Genomic DNA, 11,776 nt, shown 5'->3' on the forward strand with positions numbered 1-11,776 from the left:
AGCGGGACGGGTACCCGACCTCGACCGGTGCAATCCGCGATCGGCTCAGCGCGTCCCGGGCTTGGTGGGCTTGGTCGTTTTCGCCGCCTCTCGCAGCGTCCGGTTGGTGGACCGCAGGTCGGTGTTCGCCGCCGACAGCGTGGCGTTGTGATCTTCCAGGTCGAGAATGCGTGCGACGCCGGCCAGGTTGACTCCGGAGTCGACCAACTCGCTGATCCGCTTGAGCCGCGTCAGGTCGTCGGCGCTGTACCGGCGGGTTCCGCCACGGCTGCGGGCCGGCGCGACCAAGCCGTATCGTTCGTAGAGCCGCAGTGACTGCACCGCGATACCGGTCAATTCGGCGGCAACCGAGATGCCGTACACACCATGGTCGGACGCCGGAACACCCGCGTCACCGCGGTAGTCGGCCATCGCGTATCTCCTTCGCTGACTCGCTCAGAAAATCTGTCTATCACACTTGCGTTAGCTTGTCGATGATGATATATCAAATCTATGTCATTAGACATAGGAAATTGCCGACCCACAGCCTAGATTGGAGTGAGAGGTGACCACCATGCTGATGCGTTCAGATCCGTTCCGTGAGCTCGACCGTTTCGCCCACCAGGTCCTCGGTACCGCCGCCCGACCGGCAGTGATGCCGATGGATGCCTGGCGCGAAGGCGAGAACTTCGTCGTCGAGTTCGACCTGCCGGGTATCAATGCCGACTCGCTGGACATCGACATCGAGCGCAATGTGGTGACGGTGCGCGCCGAACGACCGGCCGTTGATCCCAACCGCGAGATGCTGGCCACCGAGCGGCCGCGCGGCGTGTTCAGCCGCCAGTTGGTGCTCGGCGACAACCTCGATACCGACCGGATCGAGGCCTCCTACACCGAAGGCGTTCTGCGCCTGCATATCCCGGTGGCGGAGAAGGCCAAGCCGCGCAAGATCAGCGTCGGTCGCGGCGATGCGCAGCGGGCCGTCAGCGAAGGCGCCGCCCAGCATGAGGTGATCAACGCCTGATCCCTTCGGCGGGCCGGGCGGTGGCCGCGCCGGCACGCAAGTGCGTGCACGTGCGGTCACCGCCCGCCGCCGGCTCCGGACTCTCGGGGCGAAGTGCAAGTCCGGTGCCAGGAGACGGATAGATGATGAAATGGGAACTCGACGGCCAGACGGCCAACGTCGAACAGGCGTTGGCCGGAGGCGATGCGCAACCGGCGGGCTGGTTCCGGTTTTACTTCACCGATCAACGGTGGGAATGGTCGGAACAAGTCCAACGGATGCATGGATATGAGCCCGGCAGTGTCACGCCGACCACCGAACTGGTGCTGTCGCACAAGCATCCCGATGACCGTGGGCACGTCGCGGCCACCATTGATCAGATAGTTGACACCCACCAGGCGTTCAGCACTCGCCATCGGATCGTCGACACCCGCGGAATTGTGCACCACGTCGTCGTTGTCGGTGACCGGCTGTTCGATGACGAGGGCGACGTGATCGGAACGCACGGGTTCTACATCGACGTCTCCCCACCGCACGAGCAGGCACAGCAGGACGCCATGAGCGCGAAACTTGCTGAGATCAACCAACACCGGGCCGCCATCGAACAAGCCAAGGGCATGCTGATGCTGGTCTACGGCATCACCGACAGCGCGGCGTTCGACTTGCTCAAATGGCTGTCGCAGGAGGCGAATATCAAGCTGCGCCCGCTGGCCGAACAGATCGGCGATGACTTTCGCCGTGCGGGATTGGCATCAAGCACCCAGTCGGATTTCGACCACCTGCTGCTGACCGCGTATGAACGCGTCCGGCTCACCGGTGATCGCGAGTAAAAGGTTTGCACGCCACGATGATTCGCGCCCTCACGAGTCGATAAGCGGAGCCGTCCAGCGCACCCGGGTGCCGCCCTCGGGCGGAGTGGTGATCTCGCAGGTGCCGCCGAGTTGCTCGGCACGCCGCTTCATGTTGGCCAAGCCGCTGTGCCGCACGTTGCCGGCCGGTATGCCACATCCGTTGTCGACGACGTCGAGGATCAACATGTCGGCGACACTGATCTCGACGGTCAGGCGTGTCGCTCCGGAATGACGAAGGGCGTTGCTGACTGCCTCGGTGGCGACCGCTTCGGCATGGTCGGCAAGCTCGCCGCCGACCGCGGTCATCGGCCCATCGGTGCGCACGGTCGCGACGAGGTCCCGGTTCCCGGTCAGGTCGGCGACCACCTGCTGAATGCGCTGCCGGAAATCGCCGCTGGCGGCGACCGGGGATTGCAGCCCGAAGATCGTGGTGCGGATTTCCTCGATGATGGTCTGCAAATCGTCGAGCGTGCGGTTGAGCCGCTCGGCCACTTCCGGCGAACGTGCCCTGGCCAGCGTGCCCTTTAAGTTGATGCCGGCCGCGAAAAGCCGCTGAATGACATGGTCGTGCAGGTCATGCGCGATGCGTTCGCGCTCCGCCAGAATGGCCAACTGGCGGGCGCCCTCGCGCGCCGACGCCAGCACCAGCGCTATCGCGGCGTGCGTGGCGAAATCGCTGACCAGGTCCAGATAACTCTCGTCGAAGGGTGATTGATCGGTTCCGCGGGCGACGGCAATCACCCCGACGACTTCGTCGCGGGCGCGTAGCGGCACCAGGATCGCCGGGCGCTGCCCGACGTCGGTGAAGGCCTGAATCGGGTATCGCAGCTCCTCGGTGATCAGCGGTTCGCCGGACCGGAAGACCGCCCCACTGGTGGAGCCGTCCACCGGAACTTGCTGACCCAGCACATCGGCGGCGTGCCGGCCGACCGCGGCCGAGACCACCAGCGTCTCGACCCGCTCGCCGGGAGCGTCCGCGTCGGCCGGAACCAGCACGATCGCCTGTTCGGCGTCGGTCAACACGCGTGCGCGCTCGGCGATCAGTTGCAAGGGGCGCTGGTGCGGCTCGGGCCGGGACAGCAGCGCGGTGGTGATCTCGCGGCTGGCCTCCATCCACTTGACAGATGTCCGCTCGCGTTCGAAGAGTTGCGCATTATCGATGGCCACGGCGGCGCCGAAAGCCAATGCGCGCGCGGCAACTTCGTCGGACTCGGAGAATACCCGGGCGGGATCGACGTGGGTGAGGTACAGGTTGCCGAACACGGTGCCCCGGATGGTGATCGGCACCGCGAGAAAGGCCCGCATCGGCGGATGGTGTTCAGGAAAACCGGCCGCGGCGTGATGGGTGGTGAGATCGTCCATCCGCAGCGCAGGCGTATCCAGTAGCGACAAGCTCAGCAGGCCCTTGCCCACCGGCAGGTGTCCGATGCGGCGAACCGTCGTGTCGTCCATGCCCTCGTGGACGAATGAAATCAGATCACCCTCCCGATCACGAATAGCCAGGGCGCCGTATGGTGCGCAGGTCAATTCCCTTGCCGCGCTGATGATCCGGTGCAGTGTCGCATCCAGGTCGAGGCCCGCGCCGATCTCGACGATCACCCGCGACAACTGCTCCATTTGGTCGCGGGCGGCCAGCAACTCATCGAGCTGATGATGCATTTCGTCGACCAGCCCGCGCTGTCCGAGTCCGGCGAATGCCGAGCCCTTTTCGGTTCCGGTCACCCCGACCAGTCCGTCGGCGTCGACGATTGGCCTGACCGCTGATTCAGTTTCGACGCGAATACCGCCGCCTGGGTGCGGCGCTCCATGCCGAGTTTGGCCAACAACCGAGACACGTAGTTCTTCACCGTTTTCTCCGCGAGGAACATCCGCGCGGCGATTTGTCTGTTGGTCAAACCTTCACTGAGCAATCCGAGCAGCGTTCGTTCCTGCTCGGTCAGCCCGGACAACGGGTCTTCCCGCGTGGTCGCGCCGCGCAGCTTCGCCATCAAAGCGGCGGCCGCCCGGGTGTCCAGCAGCGATTTACCGGCGCCCACCTCTTTGATCGCGTGCGCCAGCTCCATTCCTTTGATGTCCTTGACGACGAACCCGCTGGCGCCGGCCAGAATCGCCTCGAGCATCGCCTCGTCGGAGGTGAACGAGGTCAGCATCAGGCAGCGCAGGTCGGGATGATCCGCCACCAGGTCGCGGCACAATTCGATGCCGTTGCCATCGGGGAGCCGAACGTCCAGCACGACGACATCGGGTCGCAACGCCGGTATCCGCGCTTTTGCCTCTGCCACCGTGCCGGCCTCACCGACGATCTCGAGATCGGGATCCGAAGCAAGCAGATCGGAAAGACCGCGGCGGACGACCTCGTGGTCATCGACCAGGAACACCTTGACCATGCCGAGCCCTTCCTGCCGGTACCCAATATCCCATATTCTCGACTGAGTTTCTCCGAGAAGTAACTGAGTCAACGACTTTGGCCTCCAAGGGAAAGGACCTTCGGCCAACGCGTGAGCTGGCGACGCGTCAATAGCCTTGTGGCAGTGGTCTATTGCGGCCACGAATGGCACGCGCAGGAAGGGAATCTTCGATGACCGATGACGTAGTCGTCATCCTCCCGGTGCACGAGTGCTGGGAGCTGCTCAAGAGCCTGTCGCTGGGGCGGCTGGTCACCTACGCCGACGGTCAGCCGGATATCTTCCCGGTCAACTACGTCGTGCAGCGTCGTAGCGTGCTGTTCCGCACCGCAACGGGAACCAAGCTGGTCAGCTCGGCGATCAACAATCGGGTGCTCTTCGAAGTCGATGACCACAACGTCGCCGGAGCCTGGAGCGTGATCATCAGGGGCACCGCACGTGCGCTGCGCACGCCCGAGGAACTCGAGGAGGCCGAGCGCGCACAGGTGTTGCCGTGGACCAGGCCGGAAAAGACGCATTATGTGCGCATCGTTCCGCAGAGCGTCACCGGACGCCGGTTCACGTTCGGTGCAGCACCAGATGACGTTTAGCGCCTGCGATCAGTCCGCCCACTCGACGAAGTCGTCCACGTCACGTCGCGGCGTCGCCGGCAATGGGTCAGCATTGATCGGCGCCCAGCCCACCCGAAGCAGCATCTGCGGGTAGTGGCTGTCACCGAAGATGTCGGATCGGACCGCTTCCCGGGTCTCGGCCGTCTCCAGTGGTTCGGTGACCGGGCAGCTGGCCAGCCCCGTCGACGTCGCGGTGAGCAGCACGACGCTGGTGGCTTCACCGGCGCGCAGCTGTGCCAACCGGTCGTCGTGGCGAGTGCCCAGCGCGAGGACCACGGCATTGTCCTCGGCCGAGGACGAGTCCGGTGCCATCGGCAGCGTCGCACCGGCGAACAGCCGACTCGGGATCTTCGCTGCGGGGTCGGATAGCGGCGCATTGGGGGCGGGAACGCCCGCGACCGAGAAGTAGCGCCCACTCCACGTCGTGAGCTCGCTGAGATACTCCTGCGTCAAGTGATCGCGGACCGATTGGACGACGATGTCGTGCAGCGCGTCGATGTCCTCCACCTGGCACAGCGTGACGCCGTTGCGGGCGGCCCGCGCCGCCATCAGGGCGATGTCACCCACGGGCACCGGCCACGAACTGTAGTAGCGGCGATCGGTGCGCCGCCGCGGGATGGCCGCGGCCAGCGCGATGTCGACGAAATCGGCGGAATGCGGGGAAAGCTCGATTGTGGCGAGATGATCGGGGTCAGCCTCGTTCGGCAGCCGCGTCACCTTGGATTGCCATCCCACCGCCGCGAACGCCGCAATGCAGTGATGCAGCGCCGTGCCGCAACTCAATATCAAGTCGCGGCCATCGGGGTCGGTGTTGGGCAGTCGCCGGTCGGCGTCGGCGTACAGATGCAGGCTTGCCACATCAACCCGCCACCGCCACGGCTGGCTGTTGTGCACCGACGGGGCTCGCGATGCCAGAGTCAGGGCCGTCCGGACCGTTCCGGCGTCCGGAAAACGGGTGTTCATGTCGTCGTCCCCTCTGATAGCGCCTCTCGTCTTCACGATCACGCGGTCGGCGCGGCACCGCGAGGGCACGACGGCACTAGATCAAGGGACTTTCGGCCACGGCGGAATCATCCGCCTGTGGCAACACAGCGCTGGTGTCCCTGAACGCGACGCGGTTTCCGATAGTTTGTAGGCCCCACGGCCAACGACAGTTAGGGCTCAAGAGATGTCTGACACGGTCAAGGTGACCGTCGACCGCAGCTCGGTCGCCATGGGCGACGACGTTGACTCTCATCGGGAGTTCTGGGTTTTCCCCGCCTCGGCCACCATCGATGACCTGCTGGTGGAAATCTCCTCGCACTACGTGCCGGGGATCGCCGGGCCGGCCGGCTGGCGGGTAGGTCTCGGGACGCGTGGCGACAGCCATCACCGCGAGATGGGTCTCATCTACACACGCGGTGATCTCGAGCAACAGGATCACATCTGCAGGTTGTTGCCCGGCAAGACGACCCTGGGCGAGTTGACCCGATGGACCGGACTGCCGGAGCTGGATGTCTACGTTTCCTACCTGACGTTTGACCAAGCCCGACCATTAGCACTCGACGAGGTGACGAGCTGCGCCACGTTCACCGGCAGTCGACCAGTCAAGCTGGAATCCGAGGCGGCCGCTGATGCCAACCGCGACTGGGTGATGGTGCGCGAACTGGACCGACGCGCAACCGCGGTCGCCGGTGCACGGCGTGACTGGGTTCGGGCCACTCTGCTAACAGCGCCGCCGCCGTGGATTGACGTCTTCATTGCCCGCAACTTCCACTATCTGACCGAGTTGCACTGCCCGGCCAGCATGGCACTGGCGGCAAACCTGCTCGGAATCAACGAATCCCGACCAGAGCAGCTGGCGGTATCGGCCAACGCCGACCTGCGCCCCGACGTCGTGATCCTGGCGATGGTGCTTGGCGCCTTCGAGTGGGGAACCCAACGCGACAGCTGGCGAGTCGGCGAAAGACCTTACTGCAAGGCCTATCTGGAGCTACTCGCCCATTGCGGCTACCGGCTCTCACCGATTGAACAAGTCATGGCCGGCCACATCAGCATCGAAGAGCTCGAGTTGTCTGCGGCCGATACCGCCAGACTCGACCGCATCCGGCGACTGCGAGAAAAGCAATACCAGCTTCGCATGGACCGGTACTACACGAAGACCCTCAGCGAGGAGCAGTACCAGGCCGCCATCGAGTCCGTCCACGCGGAGCTTTCCAGCTTGGGGGAACTTCCAGGGCCGACATAGGCCGTTCGAAGCAGGGCCCGCGCGTGGCGCACCGCCGCGCTCAGGCGTCGATCACCACGCGGCCGGTTTTGGCGCGCGAAACGCAGACCAGCATGTCGTCGTCGCCCTCTTCGGTGCGCCCGCGGCGATCGACTTGCCCACCAAGCACTTTCACCTTGCAGGTGCCGCAGAACCCCTGCTGGCAGGAGTACGCGGTGGTCGGATCGCGGTCGAGCATGACGTCCAACGCCGATCGGTTCGCCGGCACGTTGAGCACTCGCCGCGAGCGCGCCAACTCCAGCTCGAAGGGAGCTCCATCGACCACCGGAGGCGGGCCGAACCGTTCGTAGTGCAGTGGCGCGTCGGCGTGTTCGTCACGCGCGGTGCGCACCGATTCCAGCATGGGAGTGGGGCCACATACGTAGACGGCCGTCGCCGGACCGGCGTCGGCCAGCAAGTCCGCAGCGGTGGGAATCCGTCCGCGTTCGTCGTCGGCCCACACAGCGACCCGCTCGGGTGCCACCGCCAGCACTTCGTCCAGCAGCGGCATGTACTCCCGGCTGCGGCCGGCATAGACTGCGCGCCAACTGATTCCGCGTTGCTGGGCGGTCTGGATCATCGGTAGGATGGGGGTCACCCCGATACCGCCGATCACGAACAGCACTTCCTGCTCGTCGGTGACGAGATAGAACGCGTTGCGGGGCCCCTCGAACTCGAACCTGTCCCCTACCTGGAAGCTGTCGTGCATTTCGATCGAGCCACCGCCGCCATCGGCGATGCGGCGCACCGCGATCCGATAGTCGGTGCGCCGGCCGGGTGAACCGCACAGCGAGTACTGCCGACGTCGACCCGATCGCAGTCGTACGTCGATGTGCGCGCCGGGCGTCCAGGACGGCAGCAACCCACCGGCCGGGTCGGCCAGCGTCAACGCAACCACGTCGGGCGTGAGAAGCTCGCGTTTGGTGACCACCGCGGTGGCGGTGCGCTGCACGGACGAGATCCGCGACGGTGTCCATCGCGACGCCGATGCCATACCGCCGAACAGTGCACCGACCCCGTACAACGCGGTATACATGCGGTCGCGCTTGCGGCGGCCGTAGAGGTCGGCCGGAATGCTGTCCCAAATAGTCGGTGCCACAATCATCCTCACATCTGACCGATGCCGCGGCGGTCTGCGGACGGGGCGTGCAGGTCGACCCACTCGCCGGTGAGCCTGGCGATGACGTCGGGGTACGCGGTGACCACCCAGTGGCCGCCGTCGATCGGGACGACCCTACCGCCCTGCGGAATGGAGCCGGTGAATCGTTGCAGAGCAGGCGATACGAAATAGTCCTGGCGGGCGGTGAGCACCTGAACGGGGACGGCGGTCTGCGGCAACTGCGCCGGTGGTGACAGAATCGGTGCGGGCATGTTCGCACGGTATAGGTTGAGCCCATTGAGGTAGTCGTCGATCGAGCGGTACGCCGCACCGCGTTCGGCCCGCGCGTTCGATCCGCCGATACGCTCAACTGCCTCAAAGACTTTCACCGTCGCGCGGGAGCGGATCGCCAACTCGGGAATGCCCGGGCACAGGAAAAACCAGATGTAGGACGACGCCAGTATCTGCTTGACCACGTCGGCGAGGGCGCGCGGTGTACGCGCTGATCGCAAGAACTTGCCGGCATAGTTCAGATGCGGCCCGGAGACCGAGGTGAACGAGGCGATCTTGTTCATCACCGCGGCGTCGGTGACCGTCGACCAGCCCTGGATCGACCCCCAGTCGTGGGCCAGCAGATGCACGGAGTCGACGCCCAGCCGCTCGATCACCGCGCCGACGTCGGCGACCAGCTGCGGAAGCCGATACCCGGAACGGTCTGCCGGCGTTGAGGATTGGCCGGCGCCACGCACGTCGTAGGCCACCACATTGAACCGGCGACCCAATATCGTTGCCACTGAATCCCATACGTGGTGGTTGTCGGGGTAGCCGTGGATCGCCAGGATGGTCGGGCGCGCGGGGTCGATGTCGGTGTAGGTGTGCACCGCCAGTCGCACGCCGTCGGAGGCGGCGACGGTGGTGGAAGCCATTTCAGTCGTCATCGTCAGTGCGACGCGCGGGCAGCGGGTGAGCGGGCCAGATAGTCGACCGCGCGCCCCACCCCGCCCAGCTGAGATGGATGGAAACTCGGCTTGTAGTAGGCGCCGATGACCCGGAGGAACTGGAACGGGCCGGGCACCAAACCCCGGTGCGCCGCACGGAAGTAGTCGCGCCAGCGCGGCTTGGTGCCGGGCGGCAAATAGGGGTCGACCGAGTACATGAACCGCACGCCGCGGATGAACAACCAGAGCAACGCGGGCGTGATCAGCAGCTGGGTGCGCACCTGCCGCCAATACCCGGCCCGCAGGTGCTTCATGGTGTCGAAGGCGACCGCCTTGTGCTCGACTTCCTCGGCACCGTGCCAGCGCAGCAGGTCCAGCATCACCGGGTCAGTGCCCATGGCGTCGTGCTGCGGGGTATCGAGAATCCATTCGCCCAGGATGGCGGTGTAGTGCTCGAGCGCCGCCACCATCGACACCCGCTCGAGCAGCCAGCTCTGCCGCCGTCGTGCGCTCCACCGCGGCCGGTCACCGATGAGTTGGGTGAACAGCCAACGCATTTGGTCGGTGAACGGCGTCACGTCGATGTCTTTGACCGCGAAGTGCCCGAGCACCCCCGCGTGCGCCTGGGAATGCATGGCCTCCTGGCTGATGAATCCCTGTACATCGCGGCGCAGCTGATCGTCCTTGATCAGCGGCAAGGTGTCCTTGAACGCGTCGACGATGAACTCCTCACCCGCCGGCAGCAACAGGTGCAGCACGTTGCAGAAATGCGTGGTGAAGGGTTCGTTGGGCACGTAGTAGAACGGCAGCGTCGACCAGTCGAAGTCGACGTCACGCGCCTGCAGGACGATCCGCTCGTGGTCGAGCGAGGCGTCGTGTGGGCCCGTCGCCTTGTCATCGACGGTAAACATTTGTGCCATCCCCTTTCCGTCGCTGGCCGTCTGGTGGCGACCCGTCAGGCGCTGCGCTGTTCCTCGTCCACCTCAGTGATCAACTGCTCGTTGCGCAAGAACCGGACCAGATGATCAACCGTCTCGGTCAAAGCGGGCTCGCGCAAGCGGACGTCGGTCAGCGCCCGCCGGTGGCGGTACTGCGTGTTGTCGTAGCGCTTGTCCCGCATCGCCGCGATCTTGTCCGCCGACCGGGTGAGGAAATCGACCAACGGATACATCCGATCGTTCGGCGTGCAGCGGCGGTTCAGCTGCTCGGTGAAGGACGGGATGTCGTAGTAGTCGAAGCGATACCCGTAGCGTTCGGACAGGATCCGGGTGACGTCGGTCAGGTTGTAGTAATCGTCGGCCGTCATGTTGAACACGCTGCCCGACTCGTCCGGCAGGCCCATCAGACCGACGATGTGCTCCGCGATCAAGTCCGCCGGCAGCAGGCTGATCTGGTTGAGCGCGTTGACGGCGACACCGTGCTCGATCATGAACGCCGTCAAGCGCACCAAGATGTCGTCCTGGCTGCCGAAGCCCGCGCGGGTCGGCGAGATCAGCGACGGCCGGTAGATGCGGACGTCGAGTCCCTTGCGCTGGGCGGCCAGCGCCAGCTGCTCGCCGACCCACTTGGTCTGCGAGTAGCCGAAGTCCAGGCCGGCCATCTTTTCGTTCGCATCCCACTCCCCGACCACGGGCTGGGTGCTCCAGCCGTAGATGAAGGTGCTGGAGACCAGGTGAAAAACCTTGCGGTGGTTGGTCATCGCCAGCCGCAACAGCTCGCGGGTGCCCTCCACGTTGGCGGGCCGCAGGGCGTCGTAGGTGCGGACGTAGTTGACCAGGGCGCCGTTGTGCACGACGGCATCGACGTCCTGCGCCAATTGCTGGAAGGCCGCCTCCCCGATGCCCAGCGCGGGCTCGGCGAGATCGCCGCAGATGACGCGGACCCGGGCGCGGACGTCGGCTTCCAACGCCGGTGTCCAGAGCTGGGCGCGGCGCAGCGACGCGACGATGCGGTCCAGGCCGTGCGCGGCGTCCGTGGCGCGCACCAATGCGTGCACCGTGTAGGACGTCCGCGCCAGCAGGCTGCTCACCAAGAACGGCCCGAGGAACCCGGTCGCTCCCGTGAGCAGGAGGTCGGTGGGCTCGCCCGGTCGCGCGGGTGCCAGATCCGGCAACGGCAGCGCCGCATCGGCCCGCATCTGGGCGGCTTCGTTGGCCTCGTATTCGGCGGAGATCTGGTCCAGCGCCAGCCGCAGGGCGTCGAGCGGCTGCCCGGACTCCTCGCCGAATTGCCGTATCAGCCCGAAGAATTCGGACACCGTCAGCCGCTGAAGCAGGCGGGTGTTGACCTCTTCGGCCAGCTCCCCGGCGCCGTGCTCTTCCAGCAAGGCCTGTAGATCGGTGCGGAGTTCGGCCAGCGCCAGCGAGTCGATACCGAGATCGGCGAACGAGCAGTCCTCGTCGCCGGTGAGGTCATAGCTCTCGATGAGATTGCGGAAGCGCTCCAGCGGACCCGCGCCGACCGTCATGCCATCGTCAGTTCGGTTGGCCGACTGGTTGATCCAGCTCCCGAAGGTCGGCAGCTTATCGTCCAGCCACAGCTGGCGTGTCGACGAGCGCCGGATCTTGCCCGAAGTGGTCTTGGGGATGCTGCGCGGCGGTGCGAACACAATGGTGTGCGGATCGATGTGGCAGTGCCGCCGGATC

The 11,776-nt window shown here is 65.5% G+C and carries 12 protein-coding genes; 4 read left to right on the forward strand and 8 right to left on the reverse strand.

The window, feature by feature from the left end; genetic code table 11:
• Positions 1-45 precede the first annotated feature (45 nt).
• Positions 46-411: a helix-turn-helix transcriptional regulator gene (locus A5625_RS08270; RefSeq protein WP_066991407.1), complete on the reverse strand. Its 366-nt coding sequence runs from the start codon at positions 409-411 to the stop codon at positions 46-48.
• A gap of 142 nt (positions 412-553) precedes the next feature.
• Between A5625_RS08270 and A5625_RS08275 the strand changes: the two genes are divergently transcribed.
• Positions 554-1,003 (forward strand): Hsp20/alpha crystallin family protein, encoded by a 450-nt coding sequence (locus A5625_RS08275; RefSeq protein WP_066991428.1) that lies wholly within the window; start codon positions 554-556, stop codon positions 1,001-1,003.
• A 125-nt stretch (positions 1,004-1,128) separates the two neighbouring features.
• Positions 1,129-1,812 (forward strand): PAS and ANTAR domain-containing protein, encoded by a 684-nt coding sequence (locus A5625_RS08280; protein WP_066991431.1) that lies wholly within the window; start codon positions 1,129-1,131, stop codon positions 1,810-1,812.
• A gap of 30 nt (positions 1,813-1,842) precedes the next feature.
• On the opposite strand, the gene A5625_RS08285 is transcribed toward A5625_RS08280, so the two are convergent.
• Positions 1,843-3,492: a GAF domain-containing sensor histidine kinase gene (locus tag A5625_RS08285; RefSeq protein WP_066991433.1), complete on the reverse strand. Its 1,650-nt coding sequence runs from the start codon at positions 3,490-3,492 to the stop codon at positions 1,843-1,845.
• 59 nt (positions 3,493-3,551) lie between these two features.
• The gene (locus tag A5625_RS08290) at positions 3,552-4,220 is read right to left on the reverse strand and encodes a response regulator transcription factor (protein ID WP_066991410.1); all 669 of its coding nucleotides are present in this window, start codon (positions 4,218-4,220) and stop codon (positions 3,552-3,554) included.
• A 191-nt stretch (positions 4,221-4,411) separates the two neighbouring features.
• Here A5625_RS08290 and A5625_RS08295 point away from each other — a divergent pair, with 191 nt between their 5' ends.
• A complete protein-coding gene (locus tag A5625_RS08295; RefSeq protein ID WP_066991413.1) occupies positions 4,412-4,828 on the forward strand; it encodes a pyridoxamine 5'-phosphate oxidase family protein in 417 nt (138 codons plus the stop codon).
• A gap of 9 nt (positions 4,829-4,837) precedes the next feature.
• Here A5625_RS08295 and A5625_RS08300 read toward each other — a convergent pair whose 3' ends face one another.
• Positions 4,838-5,812, reverse strand: a complete 975-nt coding sequence (locus A5625_RS08300) for an NAD(P)H nitroreductase (protein ID WP_066991416.1) — start codon at positions 5,810-5,812, stop codon at positions 4,838-4,840.
• A gap of 205 nt (positions 5,813-6,017) precedes the next feature.
• Here A5625_RS08300 and A5625_RS08305 point away from each other — a divergent pair, with 205 nt between their 5' ends.
• Complete coding sequence (locus A5625_RS08305; RefSeq protein WP_066991419.1) at positions 6,018-7,076, forward strand: hypothetical protein; 1,059 nt, start codon at positions 6,018-6,020, stop codon at positions 7,074-7,076.
• 40 nt (positions 7,077-7,116) lie between these two features.
• On the opposite strand, the gene A5625_RS08310 is transcribed toward A5625_RS08305, so the two are convergent.
• From A5625_RS08310 to A5625_RS08325, 4 genes are all read right to left on the reverse strand, one after another.
• Positions 7,117-8,199, reverse strand: a complete 1,083-nt coding sequence (locus A5625_RS08310; protein ID WP_066991422.1) for a PDR/VanB family oxidoreductase — start codon at positions 8,197-8,199, stop codon at positions 7,117-7,119.
• A 2-nt stretch (positions 8,200-8,201) separates the two neighbouring features.
• The gene (locus A5625_RS08315) at positions 8,202-9,131 is read right to left on the reverse strand and encodes an alpha/beta fold hydrolase (protein ID WP_066991425.1); all 930 of its coding nucleotides are present in this window, start codon (positions 9,129-9,131) and stop codon (positions 8,202-8,204) included.
• A gap of 2 nt (positions 9,132-9,133) precedes the next feature.
• Positions 9,134-10,042 carry a metal-dependent hydrolase gene (locus tag A5625_RS08320; protein WP_066991436.1) on the reverse strand — a complete coding sequence of 303 codons (909 nt, stop codon included), beginning with the start codon at positions 10,040-10,042 and terminating at the stop codon, positions 9,134-9,136.
• Positions 10,043-10,086: 44 nt separating this feature from the next.
• On the reverse strand, positions 10,087-11,776 hold a 1,690-nt coding region (locus A5625_RS08325), incomplete at its 5' end, for a thioester reductase domain-containing protein (RefSeq protein WP_156748044.1).

The organism is Mycobacterium sp. 1465703.0 (assembly GCF_001672975.1).
GTDB lineage: Bacteria > Actinomycetota > Actinomycetes > Mycobacteriales > Mycobacteriaceae > Mycobacterium.